The organism is Duganella sp. AC237 (genome assembly GCF_979254035.1).
Window position 1 is genome coordinate 6,744,066 of record NZ_CEEDEW010000003.1, and the last position, 14,376, is coordinate 6,758,441.

General features: G+C 62.5%; 16 protein-coding genes. 9 read left to right on the forward strand and 7 right to left on the reverse strand.

What is annotated here, in order from left to right:
• Positions 1-39: 39 nt before the first annotated feature.
• The 4 genes from AC0IYS_RS29730 to gpmA form a co-directional block, all read right to left on the reverse strand.
• Complete coding sequence (locus AC0IYS_RS29730; RefSeq protein WP_471708550.1) at positions 40-813, reverse strand: HesA/MoeB/ThiF family protein; 774 nt, start codon at positions 811-813, stop codon at positions 40-42.
• A gap of 38 nt (positions 814-851) precedes the next feature.
• Positions 852-2,486 (reverse strand): S41 family peptidase, encoded by a 1,635-nt coding sequence (locus AC0IYS_RS29735; protein ID WP_471708551.1) that lies wholly within the window; start codon positions 2,484-2,486, stop codon positions 852-854.
• A 14-nt stretch (positions 2,487-2,500) separates the two neighbouring features.
• Positions 2,501-4,027: a murein hydrolase activator EnvC family protein gene (locus AC0IYS_RS29740; RefSeq protein ID WP_471708553.1), complete on the reverse strand. Its 1,527-nt coding sequence runs from the start codon at positions 4,025-4,027 to the stop codon at positions 2,501-2,503.
• 64 nt (positions 4,028-4,091) lie between these two features.
• Positions 4,092-4,838 carry a 2,3-diphosphoglycerate-dependent phosphoglycerate mutase gene (gene gpmA / locus AC0IYS_RS29745; RefSeq protein WP_090325546.1) on the reverse strand — a complete coding sequence of 249 codons (747 nt, stop codon included), beginning with the start codon at positions 4,836-4,838 and terminating at the stop codon, positions 4,092-4,094.
• Positions 4,839-4,946: 108 nt separating this feature from the next.
• Here gpmA and AC0IYS_RS29750 point away from each other — a divergent pair, with 108 nt between their 5' ends.
• From AC0IYS_RS29750 to AC0IYS_RS29770, 5 genes are all read left to right on the forward strand, one after another.
• Entirely contained in the window at positions 4,947-5,402 is a 456-nt protein-coding gene (locus tag AC0IYS_RS29750) for a rhodanese-like domain-containing protein (protein WP_471708554.1), read from the forward strand.
• Positions 5,403-5,417: 15 nt separating this feature from the next.
• Entirely contained in the window at positions 5,418-5,678 is a 261-nt protein-coding gene (grxC, locus tag AC0IYS_RS29755; protein ID WP_090325542.1) for a glutaredoxin 3, read from the forward strand.
• A 158-nt stretch (positions 5,679-5,836) separates the two neighbouring features.
• Positions 5,837-6,316, forward strand: a complete 480-nt coding sequence (gene secB, locus AC0IYS_RS29760) for a protein-export chaperone SecB (protein ID WP_471708555.1) — start codon at positions 5,837-5,839, stop codon at positions 6,314-6,316.
• A gap of 113 nt (positions 6,317-6,429) precedes the next feature.
• Positions 6,430-6,873 (forward strand): SH3 domain-containing protein, encoded by a 444-nt coding sequence (locus AC0IYS_RS29765; RefSeq protein WP_471708556.1) that lies wholly within the window; start codon positions 6,430-6,432, stop codon positions 6,871-6,873.
• Positions 6,874-6,903: 30 nt separating this feature from the next.
• Positions 6,904-7,947 carry an NAD(P)H-dependent glycerol-3-phosphate dehydrogenase gene (locus tag AC0IYS_RS29770; protein WP_471708557.1) on the forward strand — a complete coding sequence of 348 codons (1,044 nt, stop codon included), beginning with the start codon at positions 6,904-6,906 and terminating at the stop codon, positions 7,945-7,947.
• Between the two features lie 101 nt (positions 7,948-8,048).
• Here AC0IYS_RS29770 and AC0IYS_RS29775 read toward each other — a convergent pair whose 3' ends face one another.
• Genes AC0IYS_RS29775 through mscL form a run of 3 tightly spaced genes read right to left on the reverse strand, consistent with a single transcriptional unit; the run spans position 8,049 to position 10,387 of the window.
• A complete protein-coding gene (locus AC0IYS_RS29775; RefSeq protein ID WP_471708558.1) occupies positions 8,049-8,735 on the reverse strand; it encodes a DUF2461 domain-containing protein in 687 nt (228 codons plus the stop codon).
• Between the two features lie 10 nt (positions 8,736-8,745).
• The gene (locus AC0IYS_RS29780) at positions 8,746-9,915 is read right to left on the reverse strand and encodes a Do family serine endopeptidase (protein ID WP_471708559.1); all 1,170 of its coding nucleotides are present in this window, start codon (positions 9,913-9,915) and stop codon (positions 8,746-8,748) included.
• 46 nt (positions 9,916-9,961) lie between these two features.
• A complete protein-coding gene (gene mscL, locus AC0IYS_RS29785) occupies positions 9,962-10,387 on the reverse strand; it encodes a large conductance mechanosensitive channel protein MscL (protein ID WP_471708560.1) in 426 nt (141 codons plus the stop codon).
• 369 nt (positions 10,388-10,756) lie between these two features.
• On the opposite strand from mscL, the gene petA reads away from it, so the two are divergent.
• The 4 genes from petA (at position 10,757) to AC0IYS_RS29805 (ending at position 14,303) form a co-directional block, all read left to right on the forward strand.
• Positions 10,757-11,365, forward strand: a complete 609-nt coding sequence (gene petA, locus AC0IYS_RS29790) for a ubiquinol-cytochrome c reductase iron-sulfur subunit (RefSeq protein WP_463453678.1) — start codon at positions 10,757-10,759, stop codon at positions 11,363-11,365.
• Between the two features lie 3 nt (positions 11,366-11,368).
• Positions 11,369-12,781, forward strand: a complete 1,413-nt coding sequence (locus AC0IYS_RS29795) for a cytochrome b (RefSeq protein WP_471708561.1) — start codon at positions 11,369-11,371, stop codon at positions 12,779-12,781.
• Between the two features lie 30 nt (positions 12,782-12,811).
• A complete protein-coding gene (locus AC0IYS_RS29800; protein WP_471708562.1) occupies positions 12,812-13,576 on the forward strand; it encodes a cytochrome c1 in 765 nt (254 codons plus the stop codon).
• Positions 13,577-13,691: 115 nt separating this feature from the next.
• Positions 13,692-14,303 (forward strand): glutathione S-transferase N-terminal domain-containing protein, encoded by a 612-nt coding sequence (locus tag AC0IYS_RS29805; RefSeq protein WP_017877976.1) that lies wholly within the window; start codon positions 13,692-13,694, stop codon positions 14,301-14,303.
• Positions 14,304-14,376 lie beyond the last annotated feature (73 nt).

The window sequence follows — 14,376 nt, forward strand, 5'->3', positions numbered from 1 at the left end:
CCTGGAGGTGATGGTGTCGGCGGATGGTTTTGGAAAATTCTACGTTGTATTTTTCGTTATCATTCTACCTGCACCGCACACCGGGCAGGCATCATTTCTGCCGACGCCGATGCTGGTCCATTCCATGTTCAGGCCGTCGAGCATCAGCAGCCGCCCGGCCAGCGAGTTGCCTACGCCCATCAGCAGCTTGAGCGCCTCGGCCGCCTGCATGGCGCCGACCACGCCCACCAGCGGCGCAAACACGCCCATGGTGGAACAGGCCACGTCCTCGAACTGCTGGTCCTGCGGGAACAGGCATGAATAACAGGGGTTGCCTGCCTTGCGCGGGTCGAACACGCTGATCTGGCCGTCGAAGCGGATCACCGCGCCGGACACCAGCGGCTTACCCAGCGCCACGCAAGCGCGGTTGACGGCGTGGCGCGTGGCAAAGTTGTCGGTGCAGTCGAGCACGACATCGGCTTCGGCCACCAGTTCGGCCAGGCGGGCGCCGTCGGCCCGTTCGGTGAGCGCGCTGACGGCGATGCCGGGATTAATCTCTTGCAGGGTGATGCGCGCCGAGGCGGCCTTCGGCTGGCCGACGCGCGCCGTGGTGTGGGCGATCTGGCGTTGCAGGTTGGTCAGGTCGACGGTGTCGTCGTCGACCAGGGTGATGTGGCCGACGCCGGCCGAGGCCAGGTACAGCGCCGCCGGCGAGCCGAGGCCGCCGGCGCCGATCACCAGCGCGTGCGCGGCCAGCAGTTTTTGCTGGCCTTCGATGCCGATTTCGTCGAGCAGGATGTGGCGCGAGTAGCGCAGTAGTTGCGAATCGTCCATGGTCTCAACCGGCGGCCGGGCCGCGCTACTGTTTCTTGTTATTCGGTGACTGGCTGTTTCGCCGCCGGCTTGCCGTCACCGGCCTTGGATTTGGCTTCGGGCTTGGCGGCAGGCTTGGCGTTTGGCTTACCATCCGGCTTGGAGCTTGGCTTGCCATCTGGCTTGCTATCCGGCTTCACGTCGGACTTCACGTCCGACTTGATGTCCGGGCCGCTATCCGACTTGATCTCGCCGACGCCGTCGCCACCGGCCGCCGCACCCGCCTCCACCTTCGACAGTTTGACCGGCAAGCCCTTGAAGTGGTTCAGCGCCTGCGCCAGCTGGAAGTCGTCCTTGGAGCCGAATTCGACCGGTTTGGATTTCTTCGCCAGCGAAGCCATGCGCTGCGCGTCCTCCAGGCCGTCGCGCTGGGCGTTCAGGGCCTTCTGCGCGATGCTTTCGGCCTCCGGGTCCTTGTCGTTGCCCAAGTGCTTTTGCAGATCGGCTTCGCGCATGCGCAGGCTGTTCAAGCCGTCGCCGTCGGCGGTCTCGTCGACCATCAGGTCGGGCACGATGCCGCGCGCCTGGATCGAGCGGTTTTGCGGCGTGTAGTAACGCGCCGTGGTCAGCTTGACGGCGGTGTCGGCGGTCAACTGGCGCAGCGTCTGCACCGAGCCCTTGCCGAAGGTTTGCGTGCCCATGATGGTGGCGCGCTTGTAATCCTGCAACGCGCCGGCGACGATTTCCGACGCCGAGGCCGAGCCGGCGTTAACCAGCACCACCATCGGCACATCCTTCAGGCCGGCCGGCAGCTTGGCCAGCGGATCGGACTTGGCGCGCGGCGCGTAGAACTCCGGCCGGCCGTAGAAGGTTTCCTTGGACGACGCCAGCTGCCCGTTGGTTGAGACGATCACCGAATCCTTGGGCAGGAAGGCGGCCGAAACGCCGATCGCGCCCGGCACCAGGCCGCCCGGATCGTTGCGCAGGTCCAGCACCAGGCCCTTGATCTTCGGGTCTTGCGCGTACAGGGCGGTGATTTGCTTGGCCATGTCGTCCAGGGTCGGTTCCTGGAACTGCGAGATGCGCACCCAGGCGTAGCCAGGCTCGACGATCTTGGTCTTGACGCTTTGCACGCGGATTTCCTCGCGCGTGATGGTCATGACGAGCGGCTTGTCCTCATCCTTGCGGCTGATGGTGACGGCCACCTTGGAGCCGGGCTCGCCGCGCATCTTCTTGACGCTCTCGTCGAGCGACATGTTCTTGATCGGCGTGCCGTCGATACGGGTGATCAGGTCGCCCGTCTTGATGCCGGCCTTGAAGGCGGGCGTGTCCTCGATCGGCGAGACGACCTTGATATAGCCGTCCTCCATGCCGACTTCGACGCCGATGCCGACGAATTTGCCGGCGACGGTCTCTTTCATCTCGCGGAAGGCTTTTTTGTCCAGGTAGACCGAATGCGGGTCCAGCGAGGACACCATGCCGGAAATGGCGTCGGTGACGAGTTTCTTGTCGTCGACGTTTTCGACGTAGTCGGTCTTGATCAGGCCGAACACGTCCGACAGCTGGCGCAACTCTTCCAGCGGCAACGGGGTGCCGCCGGCTTTCTGCGCGATGGCGGGAAACTGCAACGAGGCGGTGACGCCGGCGATGGCGCCGAGTCCGATCAAAGCGATGCTCTTAAACTTGTTGCCCATTTTCTCCGCGAACCTTAAAACTTGACCCAGCCAGCCGGATCGAATGCCGTGCCCTGATGGCGAAGCTCGAAGTATAGCCCTGATTCCTCGTTGCCGCCGCTATTGCCCGCGCTCGCTATCGGGTCGCCCGACTTGACGATATCGCCTGCCCTTTTCAGCAACGACTGGTTATTACCGTAAATACTCATGTACTGGCCGCCGTGGTCGACGATGATCAGGTTGCCGAAGCCGCGCAGCCATTCGGCAAACACCACCCGGCCGCCGGCGACGGCGCGCACGTCGGTGCCTTCGGCGGCGCGGATGAAGACGCCCTTCCAGGCAGGTCCCTGGCCGCGCTTGCTGCCGAACTTGGCCGCGACCTGGCCGCTGACCGGCGAGCCCATCTTGCCTTTGAGGCTGGCGAAGGCGCCGGCCGGCGCGGCGGGCGCCAGCGCGATGTCGGCCGGACGGGCCGGCGGACGGACCGGTTCCGCGACCGGCGCCGGTGCAGGTGTCGGTGCAGGCGTCGGCGCCGGATCGGGCTTGACCGCGACTTTTGGTTCATCGGCGTCGATCGGATCGGGCCTGGCCGGCGCCGGCGGCTTGGTCGGCTGGGGCGGCTGCGCGGGTTTGATGGTGCCGGATTTGTTGGCGTTGGCCTTCGCCAAACGCTCGCGCTCGGCCTGCGCCGCCGCAGCCGCTTTCGCACGCGCCTGGGCCTGGGCCAGCAGCAGCGCCTTTTTCTCGGCGTCGGCCTTGGCCTTGGCGGCGGCGCGGGCGGCCGCCAGTTGTTCTTGGCGCTTTTTCTCGGCGGCGGCGGCGATCGCCTGCTCCTCGATCAGCTTGTTCAGCTTGTCGACCAGGCCGCTGATGCGCTGCTCGTCGCGCTCGACGTTGCCCGCTTCCTTGCGCTGGGCAACCAGCTTTTGCGACAAGGTCGACAGCAAGGCGGCGCGGCGCGTCTTTTCCTGTTCCAGCTTGGCTTTCTGCTGCAATTGCTCCTGGGCGATCTCGGCTAGCTCGTCGTTGGCGTTTTGCGCCTCGGCCTGATTATCCTCGACCGCCTTGAGGTTGGCGCGCAGCGCGTCCAGCAACTTGGCCTGCGCCTGCGACACATAGGCCATCATCTGCAAATCGCGGTTGATGCGGTTGGGGTTGTCCCCGGACAGCAGTAACTTGATGCGGTCTTCATTGCCGGCGACATAGTGCTCGCGCAGCAGCTTGGCCAGCTGCTGCTTTTGCAGCGCGACCGTGGCCGTCAGCCGTTCGCGCTCGGCGGTCAGCTGTTGCAGCTTGCTATGGGTATCGCCCTGCTCCTGCTGCAGGTCGCGCAGCGCGCGGTTGGCGTCCGAAATCGCCTGCTCCGACTCGGCCAGCGTATCGGCCGCGTCGTCCTTGGCGCTTTCGGTCTTGCTGATGTCCTTTTTGAGCGCCGACAGCTTTTGCTGCAAGCCGGCGCGCTCGGCCTCGGCCAGCGCCTTCTGCTTGCTGCGCTCGGTCGGTTTGCCCGAGCGGGCGGTCTGGGCGTGGGCTTGGATTTGCACGCCCAGGGACGTTATCAACAGCAGGGCCGCGCCTGTGACAGCGGCGGCCTTGCGCCAACCTCTCAATGAAGAATAAGACAAATTACTTGGCCTTGCCCTGGTTGGCGACGGCCGCCTGGGCCGCTGCGATGGCATCGGCGTCGCCGAGGTAATAGTGGCGGATCGGCTTCAGATCGGCATCCAGTTCATACACCAGCGGCTGGCCGTTGGGGATGTTGAGGCCGACGATGTCGTTGTCGCTGATGCCGTCGAGCATCTTGATCAGCGCGCGCAGGCTGTTGCCGTGGGCCGAGATGATGATTTTCTTGCCGGCGCGGATGGCCGGGGCGATTTCCTCGTCCCAGGCCGGCATCACGCGCGCCACGGTGTCCTTCAGGCATTCGGTCAGCGGAATCTGCGACTTGTCCAGGCCGGCGTAGCGCGGGTCGTTGAACGAGGCGCGGTCGTCGCCCTCTTCCAGCGGTGGCGGCGGCGTGTCGTAGCTGCGGCGCCATACCAGCACCTGCTCGTCGCCGTACTTGGCGGCGGTCTCGCCCTTGTCCAGGCCCTGCAGCGCGCCGTAGTGGCGCTCGTTCAGGCGCCAGTCGTTCTTGATCGGCAGGTACATCATATCCATCTCGTCGAGCGACAGCCACAGCGTGCGGATGGCGCGCTTGAGCACCGAGGTGTAGGCCAGGTCGAAGGTGAAGCCCGATTCCTTGAGCACTTTGCCAGCGGCCTTGGCTTCGGCCACGCCTTTTTCGGTCAGGTCGACATCGGTCCAGCCGGTGAAGCGGTTCGACAGGTTCCAGGTGGATTCGCCATGGCGCATGAATACGATTTTGTACATGTGGACTATCTTCAAAAAAGGAGTGAATCGGAGGGATTACCAGTGCTTTAAGAACTCTTCCAGCTTCTATTTTATAATGCGCGGATTAAGTTAAACCATTGGAACCCCGTGAAATTCTTCATTGACAATATTTTCATCATCGCCGTCGTCGTTCTGTCCGGCGGCGCGCTGCTGTGGCCCTTGCTGACCCAGCGCGGCAAACGGGCGACCCCGCAAGACGTGACGATGTTGATTAATCGTAGCAAAGCCACCATTGTAGACGTACGCGACGCGAAAGAATTCGCCAACGGTTCCCTGCCGGACGCGAAGAACATTCCACTGGCCGAACTGGACCAGCGAATGGGCGAACTGGACAAGTTCAAGAGCAAGAGCGTGGTGGTGGTTTGCCAATCCGGCGCGCGTGCTTCGTCGGCTGCGGCTAAACTGTCCAAAGCCGGCTTCACCGACGTGGTGAACCTGGAAGGCGGCATTGCCGCATGGCAAAAAGCAGGCCTGCCGCTGGCCAAGCCATCGGCAACCCCGTCGAAGCCATCGGTGACGCTGGCCAAGCCACAGGCAAAATAATTGGAAGGAAGCATCATGACGACCGAAGTGATCATGTACACCACCGCCGTGTGCCCATACTGCACCCGCGCCGAGCGCCTGCTCGAATCGAAGGGCGTGACCGAACTGAAGAAAATCCGCGTCGACCTCGACCCGGAGCAGCGGATGCTGATGATGCAAAAAACCGGCCGCCGCACCGTGCCGCAAATCTACATCGGCGACAAGCATGTCGGCGGTTTCGACGATTTGTATGCGCTCGATCAAGCCGGCGGCCTGACACCCTTGTTAAATGGCTAACTGACACCAAATACAACGAGCGGGCGGAAATCCTTTGCATCGATAGTGGTTTTGATACAATTGCCCTCGCGTTTGATTTGAGCTTTTATTCGGCCATCCCAAGCCAACATCATCTGAGCGGCGCGTGCCGCTCGTTTTCACTATAACGAAAGCGTTCCATGTCTGAAGAAAACCTGCAACCAGTATTCCAAATCCAACGCGTCTACCTGAAAGACATGTCGCTGGAGCAACCGAATTCCCCGGCTATCTTCCTGGAACAGGAAGCGCCGACCATCGAAGTGGCACTGGACGTGGGCGCCGAGCCACTGGCCGACGGCATCTTCGAATCGACCGTCACCATCACCGTGACCGCCAAGGTCAAAGACAAAGTCGCTTTCCTGGTCGAAGGCAAGCAAGCCGGTATCTTCGAAGCCCGTAACATCCCTGCCGATCAACTCGATCCGCTGCTGGGCATCGGTTGCCCGAACATCGTTTACCCTTACCTGCGCGCCAACATCGCCGACGTGATCACCCGTGCCGGTTTCCCACCAGTGCACCTGGCCGAGATCAACTTCGAAGTGTTCTACCAGCAGCGCCTGCAAGCCGTGGCCGACGCCGCCGCAGCAGCGCCAGCCGTCGACAGCACCACCACGCACTAATCAGCGAAACATTTCGCTGTTATACTGTAGCAACGTCGCCGGACGCTCGTCCGGCGGCTGTTTCACCCCACTAGCCGCGCCCCGCGCGCTGTCCTCCATCAGCAAGGTAAGCCATGACATTTCCCCGTTTGATCGCAGGTTTGAGCCTGATGCTGGCCGCCGCGAGCAGCCACGCGTTCGACTTCAAAACGGTAGGCGCCGCGCCCGTGGTGCTGTACGACGCGCCGTCGACCAAAGGCGGCAAACTGTTCGTCGTGCCGCGCGGCGCGCCGCTCGAAGTGGTGCTGGCCTACGGCGAATGGCTCAAGGTGCGCGACGTCAACGGCGAAATGGCCTGGACCGAGGCCAAGGGGCTGACCGCCAAGCGCAACGTCATTACCCGTACCGCCAATTTGAAGGTGCGCGCCACGCCGGATGACGCCGCCGCCCCCGTCTTCACCGCCGACAAGGGCGTGTTGCTGGAAGTGACCGAAGTGGCCGCTGGCGGCTGGATCAAGGTGCGTCATCGCGACGGCCTGATCGGTTACGTCAAGAATGCCGAGATCTGGGGCATATAATTCCCGTATCTGAACAACAGCGCGGGTCCCATGCCAGATAATCAAAACAAACAAGCGACGCCGGGCGTGCGCAAGGTGACCGTGCTCGGCGCGGGCGCCTGGGGCACCGCCGTCGCCATCGCGCTGGCCCAGCGCCACGACGTGCTGCTGTGGGGCCGCAACGGTGCCGCCCTGCACGCCATGGGCGAGGCCCGCGACAACACCGACTACCTTCCCGGCCATCCCTTCCCCGAGCGTTTGCAGGTTGAAACCGGCTTCGACGCTGCGCTGGCGCACGCGGCCGACGCCGACGGCCTGCTGATCGCCGCCTGCCCGGTGGCCGGCTTGCGTCCGCTGCTGGAGCAGCTCAAGCCGCATGCGGTGTCGCATGTGGTGTGGCTGTGCAAGGGCTTCGAATATGAAACCGGCCTGCTGCCGCATCAAATCGTGCGTGAAGTGCTGGGCGACGGCGTGGCCGGCGGTGCTTTGTCGGGGCCGTCGTTCGCGCAGGAAGTGGCGCGCGGATTGCCGTGCGCGCTGACGATCGCGTCGAACTCGGCGGCGCTGCGCGAATGCGTCGTGGCCGCTGTCCATGGCGGCAACATCCGCGTGTATTCCAGCGAAGATCTGGTCGGCGTGGAAGTCGGCGGCGCGGTCAAGAACGTGCTGGCGATCGCCACCGGCGTGGCCGACGGGCTGGGACTGGGGTTGAATGCGCGCGCGGCGCTGATCACGCGCGGGCTGGCTGAAATCACGCGCCTGGGCACCGCCTTGGGCGGTCAGATCGAAACGTTCATGGGCCTGACCGGCATGGGCGACCTGATTTTGACCTGCACCGGCGATTTGTCGCGCAACCGCCGCGTGGGACTGGGCCTGGCGCAAGGCAAGGCGCTGGAAACCATCGTGCAGGAGCTGGGGCACGTGGCCGAAGGCGTGCCGTGCTCGAAGGCGGTGCGCGAGCTGGCGGCCAGGATGGGCGTCGACATGCCGATCACCAACGCGGTGGCCGGCGTGCTGTTCGACGGCGACCAGCCGCAAGCGATGGTCACGAAATTGCTGTCGCGCGATCCGCGCGATGAAAAAGTCAAACGCTAAACCCGTGAACCGTCGCGGCTGATCAACCGGCTCGGCAATGGGGTCGTACCCCGTACGGGGTACGACCCCGCCACACGGGACCGGTACGCCGCCGCTCACTCCTAGGGTTGCTCTTCTTCTTTTGCTTCGCGCATCCACTGCACCAGCGGGAACGCATCCTTCAATCCGTTGACGATCAGCGGCACCAGCAACTCCGGCTTGTTCATCGGCACGTCGATCTCGGTCCACACGAAGAAACTCTTCAGCTTGATGTACTCGATGTGCTCGTGATCGGCGTCGAAGCCCTTCGGCGGCCGCATCAACTTGCCCTCGTCGCGGATATCGCCGAACGTCAGGCGCAGCTTTTTGTTCTTCAGCACCTTCTTGAAGCCGGCCGCGTCGTCGACCATATGCTGGCGCAAGGCCTTCAAGCGGCCCGCCGGCGGCATGTACTCGCCGGCGCCGAACAGCAACCTGCCGTGCCCGTCGATCTGCATGTAGTACGTCGGCCCGCCGGTCTGGCTCGGACGGCGCATGTCGTTCGGCGCCACCGCCGCCGAGAAGCGCGTCTTGTACGGACTCTTGTCATGCGCGAAGCGCACGTCGCGGTTGATGCGGAACATCGCCTTCTTCGGATTGCTGAACTTGACCGCCGGATCGAACTTGCCGACCCCGGCGATCATCTCCGTGACCACTTGCAGGAATTCTTCGCGCAAAATGTCGTAGCGCGGCTTGTTCATGATGAACCACGGACGGTTGTTGTTGTCAGCCAGTTCTTTGAGGAATTGCGTCAGGTCGCGTAAATGCATGGGTTCGGGTTTACTTTATTTTGGCGCTGGCCGGACGTTTGCCGACGGTGACGTCGACCGTCGTTTCGCGACTCTTGCGCAAGATCGTCATTTTAGCTTTTTCGCCCGGAATCAGTTGCGCGATGAGATTGAGCATGCCGTTGGTGTCGGTGACCGGCTTGCCGTCGACCGTCAACAGGATGTCGCCGGGCTTGATGCCGCCCTTGTCGGCCGGACCGTGGCGCACCACGCCGGCGATGATGGCGCCGCTCTGGCGCTTGAGGCCGAAGCTGCTGGCCATCTCCGGCGTGATTTCCTGCGTTTCCACGCCGATCCAGCCGCGCACCACGTGGCCGGACTTGATGATCGCCTCCATCACCGTCTTGGCGGTCGAGACCGGAATGGCGAAGCCGATGCCGACCGAGCCGCCGCTTTGCGAATAGATCGCCGAGTTGATGCCCAGCAGGTTGCCGGTGACGTCGACCAGCGCCCCGCCCGAGTTGCCGAAGTTGATCGCGGCGTCGGTCTGGATGAAGTTCTCGAAGTGGTTGATGTGCAGGTTGTTGCGCCCCAGCGCGGAGATGATGCCCATCGTCACCGTCTGGCCGACGCCGAACGGATTGCCGATGGCCAGCACCACATCCCCGACCTGCGACTGCTCGGGCTGCCCCAGCACGATCACCGGCAGCTTGTCGAGCGCGATCTTGATGACCGCCAGGTCGGTCTCCGGATCGGTGCCGACCACCTTGGCGGCCGCCTTGCGGCCGTCGGCGAGCACGACCTCGATCTCGTCGGCGGCCTCGACCACGTGGTTGTTGGTCAGGATATAACCTTCAGCCGAGACGATGACGCCCGAGCCGAGGCTGGCCTCGTCGTCGTCGCCCTCGCCATCCCGGTCGCCGAAGAATTTTTTAAAGAAGGGGTCGCGCAGCAGCGGATGCTTGCGGTGCTTGGGCTTTTTGCTGGTGATGATGTTGACCACGGCCGGCATCGCCCGCCCGGCGGCCGCCCGGTAGGAGCCGACGGCCGACGCCGGCGCCTTGCCCGGTCCGGCCTCCAGCATCACGGCCGGCCGCTCCGGGCTGCCCATCTGCTGCAGGCGCACCGGCGCGGCGCCCTGCGGCGCCACGGCCACATAGACAAAGTACAGCGCCAAAACGACGGTCACCGTTTGCGCAAACAATAACCAGAGTCGTCGCATAACTTGCATCTGCCGCCCGGCGGACGGCGTCCTTGGTTGTTCCAGATTATTTCTTCAGCGCGTCGCGGATTTCGCGCAGCAATACGATGTCCTCGGCGGGCGGCGCCGGCGGCGGCGTCACCACCGGATGCTCGCGCAAGCTGCGCGCGCGGTTCATCAAGCGCACCATCTGGAAGATGACGAAGGCCAGGATGATGAAGTTGAGCAGGATCGTGGCGAAGTTACCGTAGGCGAACACGGCGCCCAGCTTCTTGGCTTCGGCCAGGCTCAGGCCGGCCGCTTGGCCGTTCAGGCCGATGTAATAGTTGGCGAAGTCCAGCCCACCGAACAGCTTGCTGATCGGCGGCATGATGATGTCGGTCACCAGCGAATCGACGATCTTGCCGAACGCGCCGCCGATGATCACCCCGACGGCGAGGTCGACCACATTGCCCTTCATCGCGAATTCTTTAAATTCTTGCATCATTGCCATTTTTATATCCTCGACGTGTGGTCTTTTGTGAACAAAACTGCGTGTGGATCATACTATTTTTTCAATTAGATTCCAAACACGCTTGCGGTTCACGCATTTGGACAGCGATTTACGTTATAAGTTTGACCTATATCAATTAGCGAAACGGCCGGTCGCGCTCATAGGGCAGAGTCCGCCAAAAATCAAGCCCAAAACGGTGCGGAAATCGCCCAAATTGGGATTGAGGCAACGTTTTTGCTTTAATTCGCTACACGGTTACCTTATAATTTAAGGTTGCTAGAAGCTACATTCGTGCTTCATCAAGTTTTCGTTTTCAGGATTGTTCGCGGTTTCCAGATTTTGTTCGCACTTTGACTGATTGGGGTTTGTATGAGTAACGAAAAGCAGGTCGATTCCGGCCGTCGCGGTTTGCTCGTCGCAACAGGCGCGGCGGGTGGTGTAGTGGGTCTGGCAACCGCGGGGGCGCTGGTGAGCACCTTCCAGCCGTCGGAACGGGCGAAAGCCGCCGGCGCGCCGGTCGAGGTGGACATCTCGGCGCTCAATCCCGGTGAAATGACAACGGTCGAGTGGCGCGGCAAGCCGGTCTGGATCATCAAGCGCACGCCGGAAATGGTGGCGTCGCTGAAAAAGACCGACGGCAAGGTCGCCGACGCCGAGTCCAAACGCAATCCCGAAGAATTCACGCCCGAATACGCCCGCAACGAATGGCGCTCGCGCAAGCCCGACATCCTCGTCGCCGTCGGCATCTGTACCCACCTCGGCTGTTCGCCCTCGTCCAAGTTCGCCCCCGGTCCGCAGCCGTCGCTGCCGGACGACTGGGAGGGCGGCTTCCTGTGCCCATGCCACGGCTCGACCTTCGACATGGCCGGCCGCGTCTTTAAAAACAAGCCGGCGCCGGACAATCTGCAGGTTCCGCGCTATATGTTCTTGAGCGACAACAAGCTGGTCATTGGCAAAGACGAGAAAGGCGAGGCGTAAATCATGGCGGCTTTCAAAGAGACAAAACTGCCGGCGAACGCGCCGGTGGCACAAAAAGCACTAGGCTGGGTCGACGACCGCTTCCCCCTGACCAAGCTGTGGAACGACCAATGGGGCAAATACTACGCCCCGAAAAACTTCAACTTCTGGTACATCTTCGGCTCGCTGGCCATGCTGGTGCTGGTGCTGCAGATCGTCACCGGCATCTTCCTGACCATGCACTACAAGCCGGACGCCAACCTGGCCTTCGGCTCGGTCGAATACATCATGCGCGAAGTGCCGTGGGGCTGGCTGGTGCGCTACATGCACTCGACCGGCGCCTCCGCCTTCTTCATCATCATCTACCTGCACATGACGCGCGGCCTGCTGTACGGCTCGTACCGCAAGCCACGTGAACTGATCTGGCTGTTCGGCTTCGCCATCTTCCTGTGCCTGATGGCCGAGGCCTTCTTCGGCTACCTGCTGCCTTGGGGCCAGATGTCGTACTGGGGCGCCCAGGTGATCGTCAACCTGTTCGGCGCCATCCCGCTGATCGGACCGGACCTGTCGCTGTGGATCCGCGGCGACTACGTCGTCTCCGACGCCACCCTGAACCGCTTCTTCGCCTTCCACGTGATCGCCATCCCGCTGGTGCTGCTGGGCCTGGTGGCCGCGCACTTGATCGCGCTGCACGAAGTTGGCTCGAGCAACCCGGACGGCATCGAAGTCAAAGAGAACCTGGGCCCGGACGGCCACCCGGTCGACTCGATCCCGTCGCACCCTTACTACACGGTGCACGACCTGTTCGGCGTGTCGATCTTCCTGCTGATCTTCAGCACCGTCGTGTTCTTCGCGCCGGAAATGGGCGGCTACTTCCTCGAGTACAACAACTTCCTGCCGGGCGACTCGCTCAAGACCCCGCTGCACATCGCCCCGACCTGGTACTTCACCGCGTTCTACTCGGTGCTGCGCGCCACCACGGCCGACTTCATGTGGGTGCTGATGTTCTTCGTGGCCGCCTACGTGGTGTTCGTCTGGCTCAAGTCCCAGCTGCCGCGCCTGGTGAAAATCGCCATCGCCGTCATCGCGCTGGTGGCCATCATCGGCATGCTGCCGCAGATCCTCGACGCCAAGTTCTGGGGCGTGGTGTTCTTCGGCGGCTCGGTCGTGATCCTGGCCTTCATGCCGTGGCTGGACAAATCGCCGGTCAAATCGATCCGCTACCGTCCGACCTGGCACAAGTACGTGTACGCCGTGTTCTTCCTGTCGTTCCTGACCCTGGGCTACCTCGGTACCCTGGCGCCGACCGACGCCCGCACCCTGGTGTCGCAAGTGTGCACCCTGCTGTACTTTAGCTTCTTCCTGTTCATGCCATGGTGGAGCGCGATGGGCACCTTCAAAAGAGTGCCCGACCGCGTCGTCTTCCACGCGCACTGACCCTTGGCTAAAGTCGATAAAGGACATGACATGAATTTTGCAAAGAAACTGCTCGCCGCGCTGGCCCTGCTGCCGGCCCTGGCGTTCGCCAACGAAGGCGGCGTCGCGCTCGACAAGGCGCCGGACCGGTCGAACAACATGGCCGCCTTGCAACATGGCGCCAAACTGTTCGTCAACTATTGCCTGAACTGCCACAACGCCTCGGCGATGCGCTACAACCGCCTCAAGGACCTGGGCCTGAGCGAAGAGCAGATCAAATCGAACCTGCTGTTCACCGGCGAAAAGGTCGGCGAAATGATGACCACCAATATGCGTCCGAAGGATGCCAAGGTCTGGTTCGGCGTGGTGCCGCCGGACCTGTCGGTCATTTCGCGGGCGAAATCGTCCGGCGCCGGCACCGGCGGCGACTATCTGTATACTTACCTGCGTAATTTCTACAAAGACGACACCCGTCCGACCGGCTGGAACAACCGCGTGCTGGAAAACGTGGCCATGCCGCACGTGCTGTGGGAGTTGCAGGGCATCCAGAAGATCAAGACGGTCGAGGTGGAAGATCCGCACGAGCACGGCAAGATGGTGCAGCAGTTCGCCGGCTTCGAGCAGGTTAAGGCCGGCAGCATGAACAAGTTAGAATTCGACACCGCCGTGGCCGACCTGGTCGGTTACATGGAGTGGATGGCGGAGCCTGCGGCGCAGACCCGCAAAAAATTGGGCGTGGCGGTGGTATTGTTCATGTCCCTGTTCGTCTTGCTGGCATGGCGCCTGAACGCGTCGTTCTGGAAAGAAGTTAAATAATCGAGAGCGCCGGCTGGCCCGGCGCTTGTTTTGCGATGTCCGCCGTTGGCGGGCGATCGATCCGGGGTGATCCGTTCGCGGGTTCACCCCCTTAGTTTTTAAGGAACTACAAAAAATGATGGTTCTCTACTCGGGTACAACCTGCCCATTTTCGCAGCGCTGCCGTCTGGTCCTGTTCGAAAAAGGCATGGACTTTGAAGTGCGCGACGTCGACTTGTTCAACAAGCCGGAAGATATCTCGACCATGAATCCGTATGGTCAGGTGCCGATTCTGGTCGAGCGTGAATTGATTCTGTACGAATCGAATATCATCAACGAATACATCGACGAGCGCTTCCCCCATCCGCAGCTGATGCCGGCCGACCCGCTGATGCGCGCGCGCGCGCGCCTGATGCTGTTCAATTTCGAAAAGGAACTGTTCGTCCACGTGCACGTGCTCGAAAGCGAACGCGCCAAGGGCAACGACAAGAGCCACGACAAGGCGCGCGCGGAAATCCGCGACCGCCTGACCACCCTGGCGCCGCTGTTCCTGAAGAACAAGTACATGCTCGGCGACGAATTCTCGATGCTTGACGTGGCCGTCGCGCCGCTGCTGTGGCGCCTGGACCACTACGGCATCGAACTGTCGAAGACCGCCGCCCCGCTGATGAAGTACGCCGAGCGCATCTTCTCGCGTCCGGCCTACATCGAAGCGCTGACGCCGTCGGAAAAGGTCATGCGCCGCTGATCGGTTCGATCGCGGAAACGCCGATGTTTAGTTGAAATTATCGGCGCGCCCACCGTGTTGAACCGGGGGCGTG

What these genes read in the sequence shown, in the direction of transcription:
- AC0IYS_RS29780 (WP_471708559.1), bottom strand. Translation starts at nt 9,915, where the DNA reads ATGCGACGACTCTGGTTATTGTTTGCGCAAACGGTGACCGTCGTTTTG.
- AC0IYS_RS29800 (WP_471708562.1), top strand. Translation starts at nt 12,812, where the DNA reads ATGAATTTTGCAAAGAAACTGCTCGCCGCGCTGGCCCTGCTGCCGGCC.
- AC0IYS_RS29735 (WP_471708551.1), bottom strand. Translation starts at nt 2,486, where the DNA reads ATGGGCAACAAGTTTAAGAGCATCGCTTTGATCGGACTCGGCGCCATC.
- grxC (WP_090325542.1), top strand. Translation starts at nt 5,418, where the DNA reads ATGACGACCGAAGTGATCATGTACACCACCGCCGTGTGCCCATACTGC.
- gpmA (WP_090325546.1), bottom strand. Translation starts at nt 4,838, where the DNA reads ATGTACAAAATCGTATTCATGCGCCATGGCGAATCCACCTGGAACCTG.
- AC0IYS_RS29770 (WP_471708557.1), top strand. Translation starts at nt 6,904, where the DNA reads ATGCCAGATAATCAAAACAAACAAGCGACGCCGGGCGTGCGCAAGGTG.
- AC0IYS_RS29775 (WP_471708558.1), bottom strand. Translation starts at nt 8,735, where the DNA reads ATGCATTTACGCGACCTGACGCAATTCCTCAAAGAACTGGCTGACAAC.
- mscL (WP_471708560.1), bottom strand. Translation starts at nt 10,387, where the DNA reads ATGGCAATGATGCAAGAATTTAAAGAATTCGCGATGAAGGGCAATGTG.
- AC0IYS_RS29730 (WP_471708550.1), bottom strand. Translation starts at nt 813, where the DNA reads ATGGACGATTCGCAACTACTGCGCTACTCGCGCCACATCCTGCTCGAC.
- AC0IYS_RS29805 (WP_017877976.1), top strand. Translation starts at nt 13,692, where the DNA reads ATGATGGTTCTCTACTCGGGTACAACCTGCCCATTTTCGCAGCGCTGC.
- AC0IYS_RS29795 (WP_471708561.1), top strand. Translation starts at nt 11,369, where the DNA reads ATGGCGGCTTTCAAAGAGACAAAACTGCCGGCGAACGCGCCGGTGGCA.
- petA (WP_463453678.1), top strand. Translation starts at nt 10,757, where the DNA reads ATGAGTAACGAAAAGCAGGTCGATTCCGGCCGTCGCGGTTTGCTCGTC.
- AC0IYS_RS29765 (WP_471708556.1), top strand. Translation starts at nt 6,430, where the DNA reads ATGACATTTCCCCGTTTGATCGCAGGTTTGAGCCTGATGCTGGCCGCC.
- secB (WP_471708555.1), top strand. Translation starts at nt 5,837, where the DNA reads ATGTCTGAAGAAAACCTGCAACCAGTATTCCAAATCCAACGCGTCTAC.